Annotated in this window: 20 protein-coding genes; 8 read left to right on the forward strand and 12 right to left on the reverse strand. The window is 64.7% G+C overall.

Going from position 1 to position 22,404, the window contains the following annotated elements; all coding sequences use genetic code 11:
- Positions 1 to 31: 31 nt before the first annotated feature.
- The 12 genes from BRW65_RS06590 to BRW65_RS06655 form a co-directional block, all read right to left on the reverse strand.
- Positions 32 to 799, reverse strand: a complete 768-nt coding sequence (locus BRW65_RS06590; RefSeq protein ID WP_073872534.1) for an SDR family NAD(P)-dependent oxidoreductase — start codon at positions 797 to 799, stop codon at positions 32 to 34.
- A gap of 30 nt (positions 800 to 829) precedes the next feature.
- A complete protein-coding gene (locus BRW65_RS06595) occupies positions 830 to 1,210 on the reverse strand; it encodes a nuclear transport factor 2 family protein (protein ID WP_073872536.1) in 381 nt (126 codons plus the stop codon).
- Positions 1,211 to 1,308: 98 nt separating this feature from the next.
- A complete protein-coding gene (locus BRW65_RS06600) occupies positions 1,309 to 1,578 on the reverse strand; it encodes a hypothetical protein (protein ID WP_139272901.1) in 270 nt (89 codons plus the stop codon).
- A 66-nt stretch (positions 1,579 to 1,644) separates the two neighbouring features.
- Positions 1,645 to 2,310 (reverse strand): nitroreductase family protein, encoded by a 666-nt coding sequence (locus tag BRW65_RS06605; RefSeq protein WP_073872541.1) that lies wholly within the window; start codon positions 2,308 to 2,310, stop codon positions 1,645 to 1,647.
- On the reverse strand, positions 2,307 to 2,696 hold the full coding sequence (locus tag BRW65_RS06610; protein WP_073872543.1) for a Rid family hydrolase: 390 nt from the start codon (positions 2,694 to 2,696) through the stop codon (positions 2,307 to 2,309). Before BRW65_RS06610 ends, BRW65_RS06605 begins: the two co-directional genes overlap by 4 nt.
- A gap of 32 nt (positions 2,697 to 2,728) precedes the next feature.
- Complete coding sequence (locus BRW65_RS06615) at positions 2,729 to 3,670, reverse strand: NADP-dependent oxidoreductase (protein WP_244168017.1); 942 nt, start codon at positions 3,668 to 3,670, stop codon at positions 2,729 to 2,731.
- Positions 3,671 to 3,746: 76 nt separating this feature from the next.
- Positions 3,747 to 5,225, reverse strand: coding sequence for a dihydrolipoyl dehydrogenase family protein (locus tag BRW65_RS06620; protein ID WP_073872545.1), 1,479 nt, complete (start codon positions 5,223 to 5,225; stop codon positions 3,747 to 3,749).
- Positions 5,226 to 5,345: 120 nt separating this feature from the next.
- Positions 5,346 to 5,825, reverse strand: coding sequence for a hypothetical protein (locus BRW65_RS06625; protein WP_244168018.1), 480 nt, complete (start codon positions 5,823 to 5,825; stop codon positions 5,346 to 5,348).
- Between the two features lie 62 nt (positions 5,826 to 5,887).
- Complete coding sequence (locus BRW65_RS06630; protein ID WP_073872547.1) at positions 5,888 to 6,322, reverse strand: cupin domain-containing protein; 435 nt, start codon at positions 6,320 to 6,322, stop codon at positions 5,888 to 5,890.
- Positions 6,323 to 7,236: 914 nt separating this feature from the next.
- Positions 7,237 to 7,452, reverse strand: a complete 216-nt coding sequence (locus tag BRW65_RS32160) for a hypothetical protein (protein WP_244168006.1) — start codon at positions 7,450 to 7,452, stop codon at positions 7,237 to 7,239.
- A 661-nt stretch (positions 7,453 to 8,113) separates the two neighbouring features.
- The gene (gene usfY, locus BRW65_RS06650; RefSeq protein ID WP_244168007.1) at positions 8,114 to 8,458 is read right to left on the reverse strand and encodes a protein UsfY; all 345 of its coding nucleotides are present in this window, start codon (positions 8,456 to 8,458) and stop codon (positions 8,114 to 8,116) included.
- A gap of 75 nt (positions 8,459 to 8,533) precedes the next feature.
- Positions 8,534 to 8,914 (reverse strand): hypothetical protein, encoded by a 381-nt coding sequence (locus tag BRW65_RS06655; RefSeq protein WP_073872553.1) that lies wholly within the window; start codon positions 8,912 to 8,914, stop codon positions 8,534 to 8,536.
- 455 nt (positions 8,915 to 9,369) lie between these two features.
- On the opposite strand from BRW65_RS06655, the gene BRW65_RS06660 reads away from it, so the two are divergent.
- The 8 genes from BRW65_RS06660 (at position 9,370) to lpdA (ending at position 22,372) form a co-directional block, all read left to right on the forward strand.
- A complete protein-coding gene (locus BRW65_RS06660; RefSeq protein ID WP_073872555.1) occupies positions 9,370 to 12,165 on the forward strand; it encodes a helix-turn-helix transcriptional regulator in 2,796 nt (931 codons plus the stop codon).
- Positions 12,166 to 12,251: 86 nt separating this feature from the next.
- Positions 12,252 to 15,059: a helix-turn-helix transcriptional regulator gene (locus BRW65_RS06665; RefSeq protein ID WP_073872557.1), complete on the forward strand. Its 2,808-nt coding sequence runs from the start codon at positions 12,252 to 12,254 to the stop codon at positions 15,057 to 15,059.
- Between the two features lie 633 nt (positions 15,060 to 15,692).
- Entirely contained in the window at positions 15,693 to 17,969 is a 2,277-nt protein-coding gene (locus tag BRW65_RS06670; protein ID WP_073872559.1) for a LuxR C-terminal-related transcriptional regulator, read from the forward strand.
- 307 nt (positions 17,970 to 18,276) lie between these two features.
- Complete coding sequence (locus BRW65_RS06675; RefSeq protein ID WP_073872561.1) at positions 18,277 to 18,792, forward strand: YkgB family protein; 516 nt, start codon at positions 18,277 to 18,279, stop codon at positions 18,790 to 18,792.
- Between the two features lie 191 nt (positions 18,793 to 18,983).
- On the forward strand, positions 18,984 to 19,328 hold the full coding sequence (locus BRW65_RS06680; protein WP_073872563.1) for a hypothetical protein: 345 nt from the start codon (positions 18,984 to 18,986) through the stop codon (positions 19,326 to 19,328).
- Between the two features lie 336 nt (positions 19,329 to 19,664).
- Positions 19,665 to 20,042 (forward strand): tryptophanase, encoded by a 378-nt coding sequence (locus tag BRW65_RS06685; RefSeq protein WP_244168008.1) that lies wholly within the window; start codon positions 19,665 to 19,667, stop codon positions 20,040 to 20,042.
- A 226-nt stretch (positions 20,043 to 20,268) separates the two neighbouring features.
- Positions 20,269 to 20,703 carry a hypothetical protein gene (locus BRW65_RS06690; RefSeq protein ID WP_279627649.1) on the forward strand — a complete coding sequence of 145 codons (435 nt, stop codon included), beginning with the start codon at positions 20,269 to 20,271 and terminating at the stop codon, positions 20,701 to 20,703.
- Positions 20,704 to 20,962: 259 nt separating this feature from the next.
- Entirely contained in the window at positions 20,963 to 22,372 is a 1,410-nt protein-coding gene (gene lpdA / locus BRW65_RS06695; RefSeq protein WP_073872567.1) for a dihydrolipoyl dehydrogenase, read from the forward strand.
- Positions 22,373 to 22,404: the final 32 nt, after the last annotated feature.

Raw genomic sequence — 22,404 nt, forward strand, 5'->3', positions numbered from 1 at the left:
GCTTCGAACGTCCGCAACCACCTGCACCGGGCTAATTGCGACCCGCCATCACGCCGCCGTCGACGTTGAGGATCGCGCCGGTCACCCAACTTGCCTCATCAGAGAGCAGATACGTCACCGCGTTGGCCACGTCGGCCGGCGTACCGACTCGTCCCAACGGATGAAACGGCGCGAAAGTGTCAAGCGTGGCGTCGATCTCGTCCTTGCGGACCCACTTCTCAAGCGCTGGCGTCCTGACCGCGGCTGGTGCCACCGCGTTGACGCGGATGTTGTGTCCGGCAAGCTCGATGGCCAGGTTGCGGGTGAGCGCATGCAGCCCTGCTTTTTGCATCGAGTGCCCGCACGAAGGCGTGACACCGACCGCCTGGTGTGCCCACATGCTGCCGATGTTGACGATGGCCCCACCCTCACCGCGGGCGACCATGCCCTCGACGACGGTCTGCGTCAGGAAAAACAGGGCATAGTTGAGCTCCATGTACGAGTCGTAGTCCTGCGCGTTGTACTCCAGAAACGGCTTGGGGATGAAGAACCCGGCCGCGTTGACCAACAGTGTCGCCTTGCCGTGTTGCTCAGAAAGCGCCCGCTGTACATCCGCGACCGCGGCGCGGTCGGTCAGCTCGGCGGCGATACCCCACGCATGGCCGCGCCGGCTCAGCTCAGTGACGGTGTCATCGACGCGGTCTTTCGACAGGCCAACGATCACCGCGCTCCCGCCGTGATCGACGATGTCGATCGCGACCTGCCGGCCCATGCCGGCACTGCCGCCGATAACGATGACTTTCTTGCCCTCAAAATGCACGTGCGGGTTGCCTTCCTGGTTTGGAGCGGGTTATGCGCCCGGGGCGATCGCGCAGGCCGCGACACAGACCCAGGTGCCATCACGCTTTTGATAGGTGTCCGTGTACAGAGCTTCCTGGTCCGCTTCGTCGTCGAGCATGGTGTAGGTGGCGCGGGCATGGATCAGAGCAACGTCACTGAGGATCCGAATGTTCACGTCGTGCACAGCCAGATCCTTGAAGGGACGCGGCTTGGCGATGTAGTCGAGGAACTCTTCGCGGTTCCGGGTTACACCGGGAGTCTGCACGATGAAGTCTTCGGCGAGGAACTCGCTGAAGCGCTTGACATCGTTGAACTGGTCGGAGTGGACATAGTCGTTGTTGAGCTGCTCGAGGATGGCCAGATCTTCGGCCGACTGCTCAGCGTGGTGCATCTTCGGTTCCTTCTCTGTGCGGTGTGAGCTCGACGACAAGGTCGTCGAGACGGGCTTGGTCTCACATGCATCCTCCGGAGTGTGTCGTGGACCTGTCATCACCCGAACCGTGCATTCACCCGGGTGAACAGACCTGCCATCAAAACGAATGCGCGCCAAACCGTCTGGCGACTATCTCGATCTCGCGGCGAGCGAACCAATTCGGTTGCAGCGTCGTTCGCCGTCTCGTTCGCCGGCGGTGCACGGTTGCGATGCTCGTCGGTCTGGCTGGCCGCCTCGACTTTGATCTCGCCGACGTCACCGGTATCGAGGGATCCGCTGGAACCCTGGGTGTTGGCACGACTTTGACCGCCGTAATCGCCTTCCATGTTGTCCTCCTTGTAGCTTCGCTTCCGCACGGGCGGTTGTCCCGCACCCCGGTTCCGGTGGTGTGCTCACCACCGGTCGAAATGCAGCACATCGTCGAGCGGTATCCGTTTGCCACGCCGGAACGTGGTGCCGGTGTAGTACGCGGTCGGGACGGTCGTGGCGTGATAGACGTTGTCGGGCAACCCGAGAATGGCCCGCATGTCGTCGTCGGCCATGATGGTCACCCCGGTCCACGTCGTTCCCAAGCCCCGCGACCGCGCGGCGAGCATGTAGCTCCAGGTGGCGGGCATGATCGAACTCCAATACTGGTTGGCGTTCTCGGCCGTCAGTGCGCCGTCACCATCGATGACCTCGACGCACGGGATCGTCAGGACGGGGACCTCGCCGATGTGCTCGGCGAGATACGCCGCGCTGTCGGACACCTTGCGCTGCTCGCGGTTGCGGACGGGGTCGTCCTTGAATCGATCGGCGACCGCGAACGGCGAAGCGACGATCAGCTCCCATGTGCGCCGATACACATCGGCGATCGCGCGTCGCTGTTGTTCGTCGGTGACGACGATGAAACTCCAGTTCTGCACATTGGCCGACGTCGGTGCCTGCACCGCGATCTCCAGGCATTCCCGGATCAGCCCCATGGGAACGGGTTTGGTCAGATCGAGGCGTCTGCGCACCGAGCGGGTCGTGGTCAACAGCTCGTCGGTGGACAACTCGACGACGGGGTAATCGGTCATGCCGGCAGGATGGCGGTGACTTCGACTTCCACGCGGATGTTGGGCCACACCAGCCCGTCGATGATGCTGAACATGGCGGCGGGTTGATGGCGGATTATCTCTTTGCTGACCGCCAGGTATGCGGACGCATAGCCACGGCTGGTGATCCATTGGCGCATGTAGACGATGTCGGTGAGCTTGGCACCAGCCTTACCGAGCGCATTTTCGACATTGATCCAACACTGCCGGGCCTCGTCAGTGAAGTCCTCAGGAAGTGTGCCGTCTTCACGCACCCCGGGTGTTCCGGAGACGAAGACCTGTGTGCCGCCTCCGGATACCGCGACGGCGTCGGCGTAGTGTCCGATGTGTGCCGCCACTCCGGTGAGGATCGGGGAAATAGTTGTCATTTCGAGACTCCTTGTTGCTGTGCGATTTTCGGTTAGCTTCCCGGGTTGTCTGTCGTGAGGACGACTCCGCTGGGCTCGTGGCCCGCCACAACATGCGCCAAGGCAGCGGCGGCCTGATCGAGGCCGCAGGACCGCGGGGTGGGCATGGTCAACCTGCCCGACGCGAGAAGCGCGGTGAGGCGGTCGAGTTGGGGCCCATCCGAGCGGACGTAAACTGCCGTCACGCCGATCCCGCGGGTCGATGCGGGTAGGTCGGGGGTGATGGTCGCCAGCCGGCCGCCACCGGCAAGCGCGGCCATCGCCGCAGCAGCACCGCCAGGGGCCGCGTTGGCGACGGCGTCGATCGAGTCCTTCGCCAACGCCTTCGCGTGCTCTGGCCACAGCGGATCGCGGTAATCGAGCACTTCGCGGGCGCCATGCCGGCGGACTCGGTCGGCGCTGCCCGGGCCGGCGGTGGCGAGCACGTCGACCCCGCGCGTGGCCGCCAGCTGGACGATGAGGCCGCCGGTGATTCCACCCGCGCCATGAACGAGCAACGTCTCTCCGCGGTGCAGGCCCAATGCCTCGCCGACCACCTGCTCGGCGGTCAACGCCGGCACCGGAAAGATCGCTGCGGTCCCCCACGGAATTTCGCGCGGTTTGCGGGCGAGCGAGCCCACCGGCGCGATCAGAAGCGGCGCCCAAGTGCCTTGATCGCGCAGCGGCACGGGGTGACACAGCACCGCATCGCCCACGCTGAATCCGCTCTGGCGATTGTCACCGACGGCCTCGATGACGCCGGCGGCCTCGACGCCGAGCGCGAGCGGGACGGTCCTGCCGACGTCCCAACCGCCGTAGCGAATGATGTTGTCCCAGTTCCCAACCCCGGCGCCACGAGTTGCGATCAGAACCTCGTCGGACGCCAAAGACCGCGGGTCGTCCACTTCGAACGTCTCCACGTTGCCGCCGGGCGTGCGGACCCCCGCTACCAGCATGGTCACGGTCAGACGACCGGCCAGTCGTAGGTCATCGTGGCTCCTCTCGAACACCGAGATTGACGGGTTTGATCGCCTAAGCGGTTCTCTGCGCGTTCTGCGCCGCGGTGCTCAGCAACGCCGCAAGTTCCGACTCTTCCGCGAGTAGCGGATCCCAAACCTGATTGACCGTCGGATGCGGCGCGACCGCATGGCGCAGGAGAGTGACCGGGATTTTCGCGACGACGGCCAGCGTGGCCGCTTGAACCAGTTCGGAGAATTGCGGGCCAACAAATGTCGCTCCGAGCAGTGTGTTGGTCTCGTCGTTGATGACCAGTTTCGCCCATCCTTGAAAGCCATCACGGTATAGGGCGAGGAATGACACGGCGCCGGGGTAGCGGGCCGTTCGCGTCCGCACCGCGAACCCTTCTGCTCGGGCTTGACTTTCGGTGCGGCCCACCCAGGCGACCTGAGGGTCAGTGTGGATAACCTGCGCCAGGCTGCCGGCATCACGGGCAGTCAATTCGTTGTCAGACAGTTCCCGCCCCGCGGCCCGCACGGCGATGATTTCGGCCACGATGCGTCCGTGGTAGGTGGAGATATGAGACAACCGCGCACGCCCAGTGGTATCTCCGAGAGCGTATAGCCAGTCGCCCGTGACACCGACCGCCTGGAGATGGTCGTTGACGCAAACGGTTTCGCCTCCCGTCAGGCCAATGGTTTCCAGTCCGATGCCGTCCGTGTTGTTGCGTCGACCGGCGGCCAGCACGACCTCGTCTATGTCGATGGTGCGGCCGTTGAAAGTCGCGGTGACGGGCCCGCCCGCCACGGGCCGGGCCACCGCCGACAACTGTGTCTCCAAATGAATGTTGACGCCATTGCTGCGCAGAGACTGCGCGACCAGATCGCGAGCTTCGGGTTCGCAGTTGCACAGCAGCGTGTTCTCGCGCACCACAAGCGTTACCGATGACCCCAACCCGCTCAGGATGGTCGCGAACTCGACGGCGACGGGGCCGCCACCCACCACCAGAGCGCGTGGTGGCACGCGCGTCATGGTGGTCAAGTCCCGATTAGTCCACGGTCGTGCTTGCGCCAGACCAGGTATCTCCGGCACGTTCGGACGAGTACCGGTGGCCAGCACGACCGCGTGGCGTGCAGTCAAGACGGCTTCGGTCGTATCGCCGAGGGCGTAGGCCACGCGCACCGTTCGTTCACCGCTCAACCGGCCGAACCCGTGAAACACCACTACACCGGCTTGCTGCAACGATGCTGTCCGCTCTAGGTCCGAGAGGTGCTCGATGAGCTCATCTCGTTTTGCGAAGAGAGCCGCGACATCCAGTTGCTTCCCCGAAAGAGCCTCTCGCACACCAGGGACAGCCTTCGCGAGGTTGAGCACCTCGATCGGGCGAAGCAGCGTTTTGCTCGGGTTGCAGCCCCAGTAGTGGCACTCGCCACCGACGAGACGATCCTCAACGAGGGCTACCGAAAGGCCAACCGAAGCAAGCTTCCGCGCGGCGGCCACGCCGCCCACCCCGCCGCCTAGGACGATCACGTCGAATTGCTTGCTAGCCTTCATCTGGCCTCATTCCCGAAGATTGGTATGTCCGCCGCGTTTCGCCGGGTCGCTCGTCGCAACGGGCGGCTGGCTTAGGGTCATTAGGGGCTGGTACCCGCACTCCCGAACCGGCTCAATGGACTAACCGCAGTCACAGTAGTCCGGCGGCGGGTTTCGAGTGTCTGGACCGCGCAATGCGCCGGGGGTGCGTGTCGGCGTCATACCGAGTATCGCGTAGGCCGCTGCCGCGCTCGCCGCGGAGAAGACACTGTAGCTAAGCGGCGCTTCCATACCGAGCGATACGGCCATCGCGATGCCAAATATGTTGAGCACCAAGCAACTCGACGCGCCGACGAGTGTCGGTTGCCAGCCGGTCAGGAGCAATACTCCCAGCGTCGCCTCGGTTACGGTGGTAACCCACACAATGACGGTCAGTAAGCAACCAGAAGCAAATGGAACAAGCTGGTGGGTGTAGTCGGCGAAGGAGCCCATGCTCCCCCAGTTGCCCTGCCCGAACGGCTTCCACCAACCGAATCGATCGGCAACAGCCGACAGGAATGCCGCCGCCAGCGACAAGCGTAGTGCGATCCGGACAACGCGGATCGGATCATGCATGTGCATGGAGTGTTCCCGGCGGATCATTCCGAACGGTGTCATGGCTGTTCCCCGCCGAACCGCCGAGCTCATTCTGCGTTGTCGTCCATCGTGAGCGGCCCGTCTCCGGTGTCTAACAGGAAGACCGCTAGCAATTCGGCAGGTTCGGTGGCGCTGGCGTTTTCACTGATGGTGTGGTGCGCGCCGGGAGCTTCACGCCAGGTCTCACCGGCGTGATAGACGCGAGCGGGTTCACCCTCGACTTGGCTGCGGATCGCTCCGGAGATCACGTAGGCCATGATGAACGCGGATTTCGCGTGGTGGTGCGCTCCGCTTTTGGCTCCGGGCGGGTAACTGACGGTGACTGCTTGAAGTGATTTGCCCGGAACATTGGTTGGCTGGTTGAAGACTGGCCGGACAACCGGTTTTTGACCCGAATTTTCCGGCGCCGGCTCGGCGTGGGCCCCGGGCGCGAGCATCATCGCGACTGTCAGCGTGGCAAGTGCTGCCGCTTTGAGAACCATTTTGGCTGCCTCCCTTAACACTTCAGTTACACGCGGTCGTCTTGGCAGGGACGCTCTTGCCGGGAGCGAACGCGGCGGCGGTTTCGGTAAGGGGCAGGATGGCAAGTCTGCCCGCGACGACGCCGGCATCACGATCTGAACAGTGATGGCTTGCATTACAGGCCCTTCCTCATGCGGGTCGGGGAAGCCGCGGGCTGCGGTTGTACGCTGACGAGCTCGAGGCCTAGATCACGGACCCGGTCGAGTAGTCCGTAAAGCTGTGATTGGTCTCGGATTTCACCTGTGAACACGCTTTCGTTCGCATTGGCCTCGAGGCGCATCCCGTCTAATGCTGACCCGAGCCGCTCCGTCAGGCGGCCTCGAATGCAGATCCGATACATCGTCGACTGCACTTAAGCCTCCACTCGTCAGCTCCTAACTAAGGATTCACGGACACGGGGTGAGTCGTCATCACCCAGCGGGCTAATTCACCCGGGTGAGCGCAGAGGCGTCAGTGGCCGGATTGGTAGCGATCGGGAACGGGCGCGCGCGTCGGTGACCGGCTTCCGACGGCGGAGCCCGAAATGCGCTTCGCCGGAGCAGATTCCGGCACGTTAGACATTAGAGAACGCCGTGCCGGTCAACGAATCTGGTCGAGCCGCAGCGTTGTTTGCGCGTACCTCGGCATGACGGGCATTGCCTCTTGGCGCCGCTCCTGGACTGCTAGTCACGGTGCGGCCAGACGGCCGCGCGTCGCGGCGCGACCGCTCGGCGGCGCCGTTTGTCAGCACGGGCGATCAGCCAGGCTGTGGCCGCGCCTCCCGCACAGCTCACGGCAGTAACACCGAAATCGACCTGCTGACCATCGATCAACATGAGAACCGCGTAGTCACCGGAGACCACAGCTACGAACAGGCAGGCGTTGCGTAGGCGATTCACAACGCCAGCCACTCCGCCCCGATCGGGCGCACGGCGAGGATGCCGCGCAGGTATCCAGCGGGACGCCCGCAGGTGGCACACACCGGACTGGCGCCTCGTCGAGACGCCATCTCGCGTTTGTCGTCCACATAGGTCGCCATGGCCCATCGGACCGTTTCAAGGCAGGCCTGACAAAGCACCTCAACGAGGTCGCCGTCCGGGTTTAACCCCATCTGGTTGCATCCGTCGACAGCGTGTATCTCGGCGACCACCACCGCGGGCGCGCCGCATGTTTCGTCGCTCGATAGCCCCCGGGGCAGTACAGATAGGCCGCAGCGAGATGAGCTGGTGCTCGATGCCGAAGGCGGGGTCCACCGCGACATCCCCATTCCGGTACGCCCACCGCCGGGCTGGGGCGACGGCGTCCCAGATTCGTTGCAGCAGCCGTGATGTCCGGCCGGCGCCGGAGCCGTATTCGGCAGGCGATTGATGGGATGGGCGTCGCTTCATCTGGTCTTCTCCAATCCGTGGCGATGGCGTTCCGCGGCGATCAACACAGCCAGCGCGTCCACCGTCATCGCGACTCGCCGCCCGCTGACGCGGCCGAGGCAGGCCCGGTACATACATGGCCGATCCCACGTGTACCGTCGCGCTCGCGATCTGTCATGCCAGCATTTATCGACCCGGGATAAGTGGTCATCACCCGGCAAGCCAATTCACCCGGGCGATTCGACGAGCGCTGCTCGTATACGACTGCACGCGAACTGGTTGGCCCAAGAGATTAAGGACAAGCCGATTTGTGCTGTAGCGCAACGCGATACAACGACGTCGAGGCCGCTGTTGTGGACGACCCCCGACGCCAATGCCGACGGGATGCTCCCTCGCAAGTGGTGATCAGCGGATGGGCGGACGCCCCCGACTACCTGTGTGCGCAGCGTCCCACTGTGAATCGATGCGCGTGACGCGACGAAGCTCTATCGTGAGCCACAGCGTTGCGGCGACCGTGGCGAGAATGGCGACGAGCAACGAGGTGCAGAGCCATTCGTAACGCCCATACGCGGCTTCTGCTGCCGAGCTGATCAGCCCGCACACGGCTACGACCAGCAGGACCAAGCCTGGCCAGAACAAGTTGTCCTTCACGGCGATACCCGCGTGGGGTTGTGTGGTGCGGCAGTGATCCGTCGGATCATCATGCGTGTCCCCCATCATCACTCCCTTCGTCGTCTCGCCGGTGACCAACAATCCCTCCACGGCGGACCCGCACGAAATGCACGACCTCTATGCGGACCGCCGGGGCGTGCGTGCGCGCGATGGTCAGGTCGAGTCTGCCCCGGCCCGGTTGAGCAGCTCGGGCAGCGTTATCGCCCCAATGGTTGTCACGAGCCACACCACCACCGTCGTCGCCAGCCAGGATGGCGCGCCATCGATGGTGACTCCGTGCGTCAATAGCGACGCGAGGGTCAACGCGACGACCGTCACTGCCAAGCCGGCGCCTCCAAGCAGCAGTGTCGCGTACTCGCGTGGCAACTTCATCAGCGAAGAGGAGAGGCTCCCTTGCATTACGGCGAACGCCAGCACTCCGACGACGAAACCCGGTATCGACACCACGACTCCGGGAACAACCCACGCCGCGACCAGTAGCCCGATCCCCCACGATGTCAGGAACACGCCCGCGAACCGCAGGATTCGCCTCATGGCGAGGTGTAGGTCGCGGAGCCGGGCCCGCCGCCCAATCCGATGTTCTTGCCGTCTGACTCGGCGCACATGGCTCAGTCCCTTCCCGAATCACCTACTACTAGGGCGTGCTGCGCGTTTGGCATTGGCACAATCGGCCATGGCCGCGCGTCCTGTGAAAGTCAAGCTTCAGCGTCTGCCGGGTGAGGTGTCTTCACCCCACCGCGTCAATCACCCGGGTGAGGACAACTGGGCCGCACGGAGCGCGCACCCGGGGCCCTCGCCATTCGCCGCGCTGATTCGCACGGTGTCGGAGTCGTTGGGTGCACAGCGTCGGTGTGGACATGTACGGCCCGATCGGTGTGCCGGCTAGTCGCTTACACTAACTACCAGCGCTAGCGGTTGCGAGAATCTGTGGGCCACACGACTGGGAGACCTTCCGCCCGCCTACTTCACGTCGGGGGGAGCCGGTTCGCGTGAGCACCGCAAGGCCATCGGGGAAGGTCCGCATACCGCCGATTCGGGGGCGGGCGGACGAGTTGAAGGAGATCGGCGCGCTGGTCGCAGCGGTCGCTCAGGGGCGCGGGGGCGTACTTGTCATCGAGGGGCCGCCGGGCATCGGGAAGAGCAGACTGCTGACCGAGGTCTTGGCGCTGGCCGAGAAGGCGGGTGTTCGGACGCTATTCGGTGAGGCCTTCGAGTACCAGCAGACGGTGCCGTTTTTCTCGCTCTTCATGGCGACCCTGCGGGCGGATCCCCCTGTCGGTGATGTCGAGGCGTTGCGTCGCCTGGGCACGTCGGCCGATCTCAGCTACTGGGTGGTGCGCGACCTGCAAGCCGCCATCCACGCGGCCGCGTCCAGAACGCCGCTGGCGATCCTCATCGAGGACATCCACTGGGCCGACAACGCCACCCTGCTGGCGCTGCGGTCGCTCGCCGCTACGCGGCCCTCTGCCCCGGTGCTGTGGGTGCTCACCGCACGGACCGGCGCCGGCGGACCGGCCGCCCGCGAGACGTTGACCGCCCTGGAACGTGAGGACGCGAAATTTCTGGGGTTGACTGCCGTAGCGGCGAGTGCGGTCGCAGACATTGTGCGAGATTCCGTGCGAGCCGACGCCGATGCGTCGCTGCTGAGTCTGGCTGAGAAGGCACACGGCAACCCCTTCCTACTGACGGAGATGCTGCGGGGACTGGACGAGGACGGCCGGCTGAAAATCAGCGGCGGCCGCGCCGTCACTACCGGAGACTCGTTGCCGCGACGGCTCAGTGACACCATGCAGCAACGGCTCCATCAGCTCTCCGACACTGCGAGCCAAGTCGTGCAGGTAGCCGCCATGCTTCCCGACCGGTTCTCGGCCGGGGTGCTCGCCGCCATGCTGGAACGCCGCCCCACTGCGCTGATATCGGCGGTAGAAGAGGCTGTCCGTGCCGACTTGTTCATCGAAGACGGTGATCAACTGAGGTTCCGACACGACTTGCTGCGGGAAGCGACGCGGCAATCTTTAACCCAGTCGCTGCGCCGGGCTATGGAGCGGCAATCGGCAACCGTAATGCTCGACATGGGAGCGGCACCCGAGGAGGTCGCAACCCAGCTTGCCCGCAGCGCCGAGGTGGGCGACCAGGCAGCGATTGCGGCCCTGCGCCAAGCCGCACAGACGGTGGCCAGTAGCGACCCGAACGTTGCGGCCGATTTGAGCAAGCGCGCCCTAGAACTCCAGCCCGCCGAAGACCCGGTACGTGGGGCACTTGTGACGGAAACGATCGTGCTGCTCAATCGGGCCACCCGCTACGGGGAAGCGCAACGGTTGGCCAGCACCAACATGTCTAACGCTCTGCCGCCTGAGGAAGAGGCCAAAATTCGGCTGCGGCTCCGGACGGCCATCACGGATACGACCGCTGGACACATTGAGGAGAACCGTCGGGCGCTTCAGTTGCCCCACCTCAGCGAAGTCACCCGGGCAAGACATCAGGCCTGGCTGGCGTACAACCTAGCCATGTACGGCCTGCGTGGACACGACAGCGCGGTAGCTGATCAAGCGGCGGCCGCTGCGGCGACAACCGGCGACCGCGAGGCAAGCGTTCTGTCCGGCATAGCACTTGCGTACCTCGACTGCGCAAACGGCTACGCCCGCCGGGGTCTCGGGCGCGTTAACGAACTTCAAGACCTGACCGCCGCAGGCGACATGACTACTCACAACCTCGCCGTATGCCACCTTGCCAACCTGCTTGCCGTGGTCGGTCGCGCGCAAGATGCGGCGACGCTGGTCGCAAGCAGCACAGCAACATCCCAGAAAGAACAGGACGGGATGGCGCTTTACATTTGGGCTTTGATGGCGGGAGTCGTGCAGGTGACTGCGGGCCGGCTGCTGGCTGCCCGTGCCACCACCGAAGGGTTGCCGAAGCCGGAACGCCCGGGGTCGACCTTCGTCAACGCGATGCGGATGTTCACCCTGACGGAGGTAGCGGCGCGCACCGACGACCGAACGTTGCTGCTTGAGATGCTGAGTGAGGCACGCGACGCATACTCGAACGGTTCGCCTGCGGTACGTCGAGGGGCGGCGTGCGCACTGGGGCTGGCGGCGTGGCAGCGCGACGACGCTCATGAAGCGCTTCGCTGGCTCGGCGACGATATACCGCTACTCATGACACCGTTCTTGCCAACCGTTTTGGATCAGCTGACTTTGACCGCGCGCGTGGCGTCAGCCGCCGGTGATGCCGGCCTGCGGGCGCGTCTCCTGGATGCCGTTGAAGTGCTCGACCGCGAGCGGCCAACGGTGCCGTTGTTTTCCATAGTCGCCCAACATATTCGGGGGATACTCGACCGCGACGCGCAGGCATTGGTGGCTGCGTCGCAGTCGCTTCGCTCGTCGGCGCGACCGCTTCTCTACGCCGGCGCCGCCGAGGACGCCGGTGCCGAGCTCGGTCGCAGGCAGCGCAACGACGAGGCGCTCGACCAGCTGAACGCCGCTTTCGACACCTACGTCGAATGCCAAGCGATAGCCGATGCCCGCCGGGTCGGCCGCGCACTCCGACGATTAGGCGTTGAACGGCGCATCGTCGCCCAACCGCGGGCAAAAACGGGCTGGGACAGCCTCACCGACTCCGAACTCAAAGTCATCAACCTTATCGCCGACGGCGCGACCAACCGCACCGTCGCCCAGCAACTGCACCTCTCCCCTAACACCGTGAAAACACACCTCCACAACGCCTTCGCCAAACTCGGCATCACGTCACGCGGCCAATTGGCGCAGCTCATCCGCGACGCTGATTGATCGACAGCAAATCGAATGGCTGTCGGCGGCGGGCTAGAATTACGTCCACTTCAGTGGCAGTCGGTAACGCGCGAACAGGACACCCGATGGAGGTTCCAGCTGGCCTTTCCGATGTCGGCGGTCAGCGAATGGTCATTCCGCCGATTCGGGGACGCGAAGACGAGCTGAAACTGATTGGCGCCCTGATCGCGGCGGTCGCTCAGGGGGGCGGGGGCGTGCTGGTCATCGAAGGGCCGCCCGGCATCGGAAAGAGTCGGTTGCTGACCGAGGTGTTGATGCTGGCCGACAAGAGTGAAGTGCGCACCTTGTTCGGGGAGGCGTTCGAGTACCAGCAGACGGTGCCGTTTTTCTCGCTGTTCATGGCCACGCTCAACGCGAACCCGCCGGTAGGTGACGCCCAGGCGCTGCGGCAGCTAGGCGGTTCGGCCGATCTGCGCTACTGGGTTGTGCACGACCTGGCCGACGCGATTCAGACGGCCGCGGCACAAACCCCGCTGGCGATCGTGCTGGAGGACATTCACTGGGCCGACAACGCCACGCTGTTGGCGCTGCGGTCGCTGGCCACCGCGCGACCGGATGCGGCGGTGCTATGGGTCTTGACTGCCCGCACCGGGGCCGGAGGTCCCGCGGCTCAAGAGACCTTGTCGGTGCTGCAACGCGCGAACGCCACAGTCTTGCGATTGCGCGCAATGTCGCCGGAGGCGGTCGCCGACATGGTCCAAGACGTCGTGCGCGCCAAAGCCGATGTGTCGCTGCTGAATCTGGCCGCCAAGGCGCACGGAAATCCGTTTCTGGTCAGCGAGCTGGTCGGAGGGCTGGGCGAGGAGGACCGACTGAGCATCAGCGGCGGGCGGGCGGTGGCTACCGGACAGGGGCTGCCGCGGCGTCTGGCCGTCGGCATCCAGCAGCGACTGGACCTGCTCTCCGATACTGCGTCGGAGGCGGTGCGGGTGGCCGCGGTGCTGCCGGACCGGTTTTCGGTGGAGCTGTTGGCCGCGATGCTGGAACGGTCGCCGGCGTCGTTGCTGTCAACGTTGGAGGAGGCGGTGCGCGCGGATCTTTTCGTCGAAGACGGTGAACGGTTGAGGTTCCGGCACGACTTGCTGCGTGAGGCGACGCGGCAGGCGTTGCCACAGTCGTTGCGGCGGGCGATGGAGCGCCAGTCCGCGTCGGTCATGCTGGGGATGGGCGTGGCGCCGGCCGAGGTGGCCACCCAACTGGCGCGCAGCGCCGAACCCGGCGACCGGGAGGCGATCAACGCACTGCGCCAAGCCGCGCAGTCGGTAGGTCGCGGCGACGCGAGTGCGGCCGCGGACCTGACCAGGCGCGCGTTGGAGCTGTTACCGGCCGACGACGCGGAGCGCGGATCCCTGGTCGGCGAGACGGTGGGGTGGCTCAACCGGGCCAGTCGCTACCGCGAGGCCGAAGAATTGGCCGATGTGGCGCTGTCGGAGGCAGGGTCGCCTGAAATCGAGGCCGAGATTCGTCTCCGGCTGCCGGTGCAGACCAAGCACACCGACCAGCGGCGGGTGGAGGAGAACCGCCGGGCGCTCGAGTTGAGCGGCATCAGCGACGTCACCAGGGCACGGTTGCAGGCGTGGCTGGCGTACAACCTCGTCTTCGACGAAGGCGGGAAACGGCGCGCGGCCGCCGACGAGGCTGCCGCGGCCGCGGCAGCGACTGGCGACCTCGAGGCCCAGATCATGGCCGACGTCACCATAGCTTTGCTCGATGCGGGTGAGGGGTTCACGGCCCGCGCACTGGACCGCTTCCAAGGGCTCTGTCGGCTCGCCTACACGAACGATACGGCGTTAGCCCATGCCTACGCTGGAATGTACAACGCGAACCTGCTGGCGGTGGTCGGCCGGTTGGACGATGCGACCGCCCAGGTGGCCGACGGCATCGAGCAGGCCAGCCGCGAGGGCAACGAGATGGCCCTGGCCAGCTGGGCCGTCTTCAGTGGGCTGGTCCACCTCGCTGCAGGCCGGCTCTCGGCCGCTCGCGACGCGACGGAGTCCCTGCCGCCACCGCAGCCCACCGGCGCGACCGAGCAGGACGTACTTCGCACGGTGGTTCTCGCCGAGGTGGCAGCGCATACCGACGACCGGGACTTGTTGCAGCGGATGGCCAATGATGCCCGCGATGCCCACTCCACTGGCTCCCCTGGCATACGGCGAGGATCAGCGTATGTGCTCACGCGCGCGGCGTGGCAGCGCGATGACGTTCACGACGCGATGCGCTGGCTCGGCGATGTAATCCTTTTGGGGACACCGCTTTTCCCCCACGCATTGATTCGGTTGGTGTTGGGTGCGCGAGTGGCCTCGGCCGCCGGCGATGCCGGCCTGCGCGCTCGGGTCTTGCAGGCAGTCGAAGTGCTCGAGCGTGAGCGGCCGGCAGTTCCGCTGTTCTCAGCGGTGGCCGGGTATGCCCGCGGGATACTCGAACGTGACACGCAGGCTTTAGTGGTTGCCGCGGAGTCGCTTCGCTCGTCGGCGCGGCCGCTTCTTTACGCCAGCGCCGCCGAGGACGCCGGGGCCGAACTGAGTCGCGCGCAGCGCAACGCTGAGGCCCTCGACCAGCTGAACGCGGCATTCGATACCTACATCGCCTGCGAAGCGATAGCCGATGCCCGGCGCGTCGGCCGCGCGCTGCGCCGGTTGGGCGTAGAACGGCGCATCGTCGCGCACCCGCGGGCAAAAACGGGCTGGGATAGCCTCACCGATTCCGAACTCAAAGTCGTCAACCTGATCGCTGACGGCGCGACCAACCGCACCGTCGCACAGGAACTGCACCTATCCCCGCACACGGTGAAAACCCATCTACACAACGCCTTTGCCAAACTCGGCGTCACGTCGCGCGCTCAACTGGCGCAGTTCATGCGCCCCTCGGATTGACCAGCCCGTCAAATATCAGGATCGCTAGGCATACACCGAACCGGCCCTAAAGATCATCCGCTGGCCGATGGTGCCGCGGCGCCCGCGCTGGGAACGTTGTCATTGAGCCCAAATCGTCGCGACCGCCGCCGCGCCAGCCAGGATTTGGCAACCGAGAGCGACGACATGGGGGGATCGAGAGAACGATGATGAGCACATTGTTGGGAATGGTGTTGATGATGCCGGTGGTCTTCGGTGTCAGTGGGTACGTGTTGGTGTCCCGACGACCATGAGCACGAGAAGTCGATCTCATGTCGAGACGTCACCTTCCTGCCCCGGGCGTTGTGATGAGTCGGTGAATCCGATACATCGATGCAGGAGTGGAGGAACGCAGTGAAGGGGCCCAGCGTGAGCGTGGCGCACGAGCAAAGTTTCGTACCGTTGCCGGCTCCTTGGTCCACCAGCCCAAGCGGGCGTGCACCGGAGGTAATCACCGACAACGCCTCTGATTCAATAGGTTCGCCGCGATCGCCACACACAACAAGCCCGCCCGATCCCGCAGGGAAGAACAGAGAATCGGCGAGGCCGACACCCACCCAAAATGGCGTCCGGACGGTCGGCTCAGTTGATTCGCGGAGTGCTGGGAGTTTGCCGATGACCGTCTCAGATGGCCGCAGCGACAACGGCTTTGGTGAAGCAGCTGCGCGGGCAGTCCTGCTCGCCACCAAGCTGAATGTTCCGGCCATCGGGAGCCAGCTCGTTCACCGGGCCGCCCTGCTCGACGCTTTGTCGGCGGGACGTCGCCGCAAGTTGACGCTGCTGAGTGCGCCGGCGGGGTGGGGGAAGACGACATTGCTGGCGCAGTGGGCCCTCGGTGCGGCTGAGGACGAGCGGTTCAGCTGGCTGTCGCTTGATTCCTCCGACAACGACCCGGTGTGGTTTTGGATGTACGTGGTTGCCGCGCTGCAGCAGATCAGTCCCGGGGTGGGAATCCGAGCGGCCGAACTCCTGGCGATGGGGGCCGACCCCGTGCAGGTCGTTCTGCCCACTCTGCTGAACGATCTGGACACGATCGCTCGCCCCATCGTGCTCATTCTTGATGACTACCACCTAGTGCTGAATCGAACGGTTCACGAGCAGCTGACATTCGTCATCAGCCGGATGCCGGCGAATCTCCACCTCGTGCTGGCTAGCCGATCGGATCCGTTGCTGCCGTTGGCTCGGCTGAGGGCCAGCGGTGATCTTGCCGAGGTGCGAACCGACGATTTACGTTTCGGGACCGGTGAAGCGGACCATCTGCTCAACAATGTCCTCGGGCTCGACCTGCCTCAGGCTGATGTTGAGCTTTTGCACCGGCGCACCGAGGGCTGGGCCGCCGGCCTTTACCTTGCCGCGCTCTCGCTTGCCGGGCGTGCCGATGCGTCGGCGTTCATTGCGACGTTTGCAGGCGATAACCGACATATCGTCGACTACTTGATGGCCGAGGTGCTCGACGGTCAGCCACCGCAAATGCGCAGCTTCTTGCTCCGTACCTCGGTATTGGGACGACTCAACGGTGCGCTGTGCGACGCTGTGCTGCAGTCGTCTGGCTCGGCCTCGGTTCTGGAGAGGATCGAGCGCGAAAACCTGTTTGTGGTGCCGCTCGACATGTCGCGTCACTGGTACCGGTATCACCACCTGTTCGGTGAGTTGCTGCGCACCGAATTGCGCCGCACCGAGCCCGATCTCGTCGCCGATCTGCATCGACGAGCCGCGGCCTGGTTCGAGGCCAAAGGCCTTGTCGACGAGGCGGTGCGCCACCTGGTTGCCGGTGGTGACATCGCGCGCAGTGCCGATCTGATCGCCGCCGACTGGGTCGACGAGTTCAACGGGGGCGGCCTGTCGACGGTAACCGGCATGCTTGATCTGCTTCCGGAGGAAACGGTTCGCCAGGATCCGCGGCTGAGCGTGGCACGCGCCTGGATTTCCCTAAGCGTTGGTCGGCTCGATGACGCCGCCTCGTGGATCGAGGCAGCCGAGACCGGATCGACGGCCGACATGACGGGCGGTCGCGCGATCAGCGCTCAAGCCGTCGTCTTGCGCGCGGTTCACTCATTCAAGACGGGTGACGTCACCGCGGCCCTCGAGGCGGCTCGCCGGGCGATCGCCCTCGATCTCGGCGAAACGCCGCTGGGCCGACCAATCGCCTACTGCGTTTATGGCTCCGCACTGTACATGTCGGGCGGCGCTCAAGAGGCGCAAGCCGCCTTCCGCCGGGCCGTGGACCTCGCCGAAAAGGTGGGTGATCGTCGCGCGCGCAGCTACGCGTTGGGCTATCTGGCGCTGATTTCGGCGGAGCGCGGCCAGCTCGCAGACGCCGAACGTCAGATCCGTCGCGCTTCCGGCAGTTCCCGCGGCCTCCAGGATGCGGAACACCTTGTGGACGTGATGGTGTCGCTCGCCACGGCTGAAGTCCTTCGTATGCGCGGCGACGCAGCCGCAGCGGTCGCGCCCGCCGACATGGCCGTCATGTCGGCGCGCCAAGGCGGAGCGATCCTCGAGGTGGCGACGGCGCTGTCGGTCCGGGCGAAGATCTCCTCGCAACTCGGTGACCACCGGGGCGCCAAGGCCATCCTTGAAGAAGCCGACACCCTGGTGCGCGGCAGCGCGGAGGCCGGCCCCGCCGTGTCACTGCGCGCGTCGGCCGAGCACAATGCGGGCGTCGCGGTGACTTCACGGACCGAGGGGTGCGTCGTCGTCGACGGGTTGACCCCCAAGGAACTTGAGGTTCTTCGCCTGCTCGCCACCCGGTTATCGCGGCGCGAAATCGGTGAGCGGCTATACGTCTCGCTCAATACCGTGAAGACCCATCAGCGGGCCGTCTACCGCAAACTCGGCGTCGAGCACCGCAGCGCGGCGGTCAGCCGGGCGCGAGAACTCGGCCTGCTGTAATTCGCCTTCTCGCGCCAAACTGGACCGGCCGGCCGCGAATCATCTCGTCTGAGAACGGCCTTCAGTGATCACCTGGGCGAGCTGCACCCGTGCTCTCGAAGAGGATCTGTGCCGCAGGAGGTTTCCTCGTCGGCGTCTCACCCGGGTGAATTGTGCGCGCGGATGAAGACAGTTCGGCCACTGCGCACAGATAGTGGTCACTGATAACCGCCTGGAAAAACGTCTCGACCAACTGCGCCGCCAACCAAGGCAGTGAGTTCGGCAGCGGCCATGCGGTGAAAACGACACATCCAGGACGGGAGACCGCATGTCACACGATGAGGCCACCACCATGTTGGCTGATCGCCAAGGAAGGCTTCGAACAACTGGCCTCGCGCCCCTGATCGCACGGTACGGTCTGGTGATAGTCCTGGCCTGGTTCGGGGCTATGAAGTTCACTTACTATGAATCCCATGGTATTTCACATTGGGTGGCCAATAGCCCGTTGCTGAGTTGGGTCTACGAAATCATGTCCATCGACGCCTTTGGTCGGTTGAACGGATCAATAGAATTGATTACAGCAGCATTGCTTGCCGTCAAGCCGTGGTTCCCGAAGGCGTCTGTGGTCGGCGGCCTATTCGCCTCACTGTTCTTCGTTATCACGCTGAGCTTCATGATCACCACTCCCGGTGAAGGCGAGGCGTCTGCTGGCGGCTTTCCCGTTTTGTCCGCCGACGGCGAATTCTTGATGAAGGACATTGCGCTCATCGGCTTGGCGCTGTGGCTGCTTGCGGACTCGATCGACGCAACCCGCCGGCAGGCGACGCTAGCCGAAACCCGTTGACACATAGCAGGAGCCATCGCGACCGTCAACTCCACAGACCAAGACATCGGATGCGATCGTCGATACGAGACCAGCGACCGCTGGCGGGCAGGTCCCGATCGGATATGGCTGAGGGCGTTGTGTTGACGGGCGCGTCCGCACTCATCACAACCGCTCCGACGGGGGCGGGTCTGCCCAGCAGGGTATCGATCATGGTCACCGCGAAGGCGCTGGCGGAAATCGACCTGCTGATCGCCAGGTGTTGCATCGACATCCTTCTGGCGGACTCCCCCGCCCACAAGCGACGCAGTTATGAGATGGTCACGATCCCGATCCGGTTGGACACGCTCAGCGGTGATCCGGCGGTGGTGATCCGTGCGACCGAGATCGCCGGCCGCCGCATGGATCTCATGGTCGCCGTGCGGTTTGAGCTCGAAGACCGATTCAACCAGCGCTCCTTGGTGCTTCATCACGATCTCGGCGACGTTCACCTCACCGCAGAATCACCAGTGGCCACGAGGCCGCTGCCGCTGAGTCGACTCCGTTCCGACCAATAGCTCATCTGGGCCCATCACAAATCGTCCCGTCCGAGAACGTCTCGCGTTAATCACCCGGGCGAACAGGCCGTTGGGGTGATGACGATTCACCCCATACAGGGGCAACCTCATCAGGGAGCAGATCTCGCCAAGCTCATGGCCTCGTTGGGGGGCGTGCCTAGGCCAGCGCTACGCGCACCCACGCTTGGGAGCACGAGGAGGAAACCACGACATGCGTACAGGCTTTGAGGCGGAAAAGGTCCTCGGTACCGCCGCCAATGTCGCGATAGGGCGTCAGGTCACTGGCGTGCATCCCAGCACCACAGATGCTCGCGAACCAGAGAGATGGTCGCCAATATGAAACGTGCCATGGTGCGACTTGCGCCGTCGACGAAGTTGAACTTCGCGGGCCGTCGATCGCCGGCGCAACCGCGGGCCGCGGTCCACTCGCCAACCATCTCCGATGAAGATATGGCGTGGTCACTGGTCGATGCGGTGGAGCCGTGTCTGACCGGCGATGAGCGCACGATCGTCTTCGTCGAGTTAGGCTGCGGGGAAGGTTATCTCGTGATCAAGCGCATCCTCACCACGCTCCTGTCAAATCCGACGGCGTTGCCGGTACCGATACTCTCAAAGCTCACCCGCTGGCTGAACAGCTACGCCGGCAACCCGGATGAGCCGCAACTGCGCATGATGCTTGCCGTAATTCGCCTGCAGCTGTTTGAGACGATTTAGGTGGGTGCGGCCGGAGGCATCGACCTAGATAGTTCGAATCCCGGTGCGTTCGAAGAGGGCTGGCGATGAGTGAGGCTTATGTTCTGGGGGGTGTACGAACCCCGTTTACCCGATACGGCGGCACGCTGTCAGGTTTTCGGGCGGATGACCTGCTGGGTATGACGATGAAGGGCGCCTGCGACCTGCCAACTCTTCGCCGTTAAGTGATGGCGCCAGTGCCGTAGTCATCGCTTCCGGGGAACGAGCCAGGGAACTCGGCGTCGACCCTCTAGCCCGAGTGGTATCGAGCGCGGTCTACGGGATCGACCCTCTCATCATGGGCGTGGCCCCTGCGTGGGCGATCCCGGCTGCGATCCGCCGGGCGGGGCTCGTCCCCGAGCAGGTCGACGTGTGGGAGGTGCATGAGGCGTTCAGCGCCCAAGCGCTCGGCGTGCTGCGGGAATTGCCAAACCAGTTGGACGGTTTTGTGGTGCCCGATGACAAGCTGACACCCAACGGCGGCGCGATAGCGATTGGACATCCCTTTGGGGCCACGGGAACTCGTTACTTGTTGACGCTGGCGACGGAATTGGCGGAAAGAGGCGCCCGTTACGGGGTGATTGGGGTCTGCATTGGGTCGGGCCAAGCAGTAGCGGTGGTCTTGGAAAGCGTGCCGCCATAGAATAGCTACGCGCGCACGCCCGAACGACGGCGCCCGCCGGTCGTCCTCACCCGGGTGAATCGCTGTCGAGGGCGACGACATCTCGCCCGGCTCGGCGACAGTCTGGTCGACAAAGAGTTGCGGATGCTTTCCACGCAGGCCGCGGCTCCCGGGCAAGCCGTGTCTCGCCGATGGTTCGCACGGACACCGCGGCCCAACCGCAAGCATGTCGGACGACCAAGAAGGGGCACTAACCGGTGAACCCCAGAACAGCACTGCGATGAGTACACCAGCGCCCCTGAAATATGACCTGGTGGTCCTCGGCGCCGGCTCGGGCGGATATGTCGCTGGCATCCGGGCAGCCCAACTCGGCTTGACAGTCGCCATCATCGAAGAACGCTACTGGGGCGGGGTCTGCCTCAACACCGGCTGCGTTCCGTCAAAAGCCTTGCTACGCAACGCCGAAATCGCGTCCATCCTGAAGCACCAGGCAGACGAGTTCGGCATCCGCGGCGACATCCACCTCGACTACGCCCGTGCCGTGTCACGCAGCCGCGAAGTCGCCGACGCCCGGGTGCGCGGCGTGCACTTCCTCATGCGCAAAAACAAGATCACCGAATTCGACGGGCGCGGCCGCTTCACCGGGGCCCACACACTCGACGTCGAGCTGCGTGACGGCGGCACCAGCACCCTCCGCTTCGACAACGCCATCATCGCCACTGGCTCACGAGTGCGGACACTGCCCGGGATCACCCTGAGCGAGAATATCGTTACCTACGAACAGCAGATCCTCGACGCGACGATACCCGAGTCCATCATCATCATCGGCGCCGGCGGAATCGGCATGGAATTCGCCTACATCCTCGACAGCTACGGCGTCGGCGTCCAAATTCTCGAGTACGCCCACCGCGCACTCCCCAACGAAGACACCGACGTCTCCAAGGAACTGACCCGCCAGTACCGACGCCGCGGCATCCCCATCCATACCAACACCCGGGTGGACTCGGTGATCGACCAAGGCGACCGCGTCACCGTCACCCACACCGACGGCAGCGGCCACACCGCCTCAGTCGACGCCGCCCGCGCGTTCATCTGCATCGGATTCTGCCCCAACGTCGAAAACCTCGGCCTCGACAGGGTCGGCGTGCACCTCACCACGAGCGGGGCAATCGACATCGACGACTACATGCGCACCTCGGCTCCCCACATCTTCGCGATCGGCGACGTCACCGCCAAAGTGCAACTGGCCCATGTCGCTTCGGCCCAGGGCATCGTCGCCGCCGAGACCATCGCCGGCGCGCCGACCATGCCCTTGGACTACCGCATGATGCCACGCGTGACGTTCTGCCAACCCCAAGTTGCCAGCTTCGGTTACACCGAAGGCCAGGCCCGCGCCACCGGCCGCGATATTCGCGTCGCCACGTTCCCCATGCAGGCCAGCGCCAAGGCGCACGGCCTCGGCGAACGGGCCGGCTTCATCAAGCTCATCGCCGACGCCGCGCACGGCGAGCTACTCGGAGCCCACCTCGTCGGTGCCGAAGTCAGCGAGCTTCTGCCCGAGCTCACCGCAGCCCAGCTCTGGGACCTGACCGCCACCGAGCTGGCCCGCAACGTGCACACCCATCCCACGCTGGGCGAGGGACTACAGGAGTGCTTCCACTCGCTCATCGGACACGCCATCAACCTATGACGCCGACACCGAGTGACGCGCCCATGCCGCGC

Source organism: Mycobacterium paraffinicum, from assembly GCF_001907675.1.
Lineage (GTDB): Bacteria > Actinomycetota > Actinomycetes > Mycobacteriales > Mycobacteriaceae > Mycobacterium > Mycobacterium paraffinicum_A.

Excerpts from the sequence above, each read along its gene's own strand:
- BRW65_RS06595 (WP_073872536.1), bottom strand. The coding sequence starts at position 1,210 with ATGCACCACGCTGAGCAGTCGGCCGAAGATCTGGCCATCCTCGAGCAG.
- BRW65_RS06675 (WP_073872561.1), top strand. The coding sequence starts at position 18,277 with ATGTCACACGATGAGGCCACCACCATGTTGGCTGATCGCCAAGGAAGG.
- BRW65_RS32160 (WP_244168006.1), bottom strand. The coding sequence starts at position 7,452 with ATGGGGTTAAACCCGGACGGCGACCTCGTTGAGGTGCTTTGTCAGGCC.
- BRW65_RS06615 (WP_244168017.1), bottom strand. The coding sequence starts at position 3,670 with ATGCTGGTAGCGGGGGTCCGCACGCCCGGCGGCAACGTGGAGACGTTC.
- BRW65_RS06655 (WP_073872553.1), bottom strand. The coding sequence starts at position 8,914 with ATGAGGCGAATCCTGCGGTTCGCGGGCGTGTTCCTGACATCGTGGGGG.
- BRW65_RS06605 (WP_073872541.1), bottom strand. The coding sequence starts at position 2,310 with ATGACCGATTACCCCGTCGTCGAGTTGTCCACCGACGAGCTGTTGACC.
- BRW65_RS06665 (WP_073872557.1), top strand. The coding sequence starts at position 12,252 with ATGGAGGTTCCAGCTGGCCTTTCCGATGTCGGCGGTCAGCGAATGGTC.
- BRW65_RS06685 (WP_244168008.1), top strand. The coding sequence starts at position 19,665 with ATGAAACGTGCCATGGTGCGACTTGCGCCGTCGACGAAGTTGAACTTC.
- BRW65_RS06625 (WP_244168018.1), bottom strand. The coding sequence starts at position 5,825 with ATGCACATGCATGATCCGATCCGCGTTGTCCGGATCGCACTACGCTTG.
- BRW65_RS06620 (WP_073872545.1), bottom strand. The coding sequence starts at position 5,225 with ATGAAGGCTAGCAAGCAATTCGACGTGATCGTCCTAGGCGGCGGGGTG.
- BRW65_RS06600 (WP_139272901.1), bottom strand. The coding sequence starts at position 1,578 with ATGGAAGGCGATTACGGCGGTCAAAGTCGTGCCAACACCCAGGGTTCC.
- BRW65_RS06670 (WP_073872559.1), top strand. The coding sequence starts at position 15,693 with ATGACCGTCTCAGATGGCCGCAGCGACAACGGCTTTGGTGAAGCAGCT.
- BRW65_RS06610 (WP_073872543.1), bottom strand. The coding sequence starts at position 2,696 with ATGACAACTATTTCCCCGATCCTCACCGGAGTGGCGGCACACATCGGA.
- BRW65_RS06680 (WP_073872563.1), top strand. The coding sequence starts at position 18,984 with ATGGTCACCGCGAAGGCGCTGGCGGAAATCGACCTGCTGATCGCCAGG.
- BRW65_RS06630 (WP_073872547.1), bottom strand. The coding sequence starts at position 6,322 with ATGGTTCTCAAAGCGGCAGCACTTGCCACGCTGACAGTCGCGATGATG.
- lpdA (WP_073872567.1), top strand. The coding sequence starts at position 20,963 with ATGAGTACACCAGCGCCCCTGAAATATGACCTGGTGGTCCTCGGCGCC.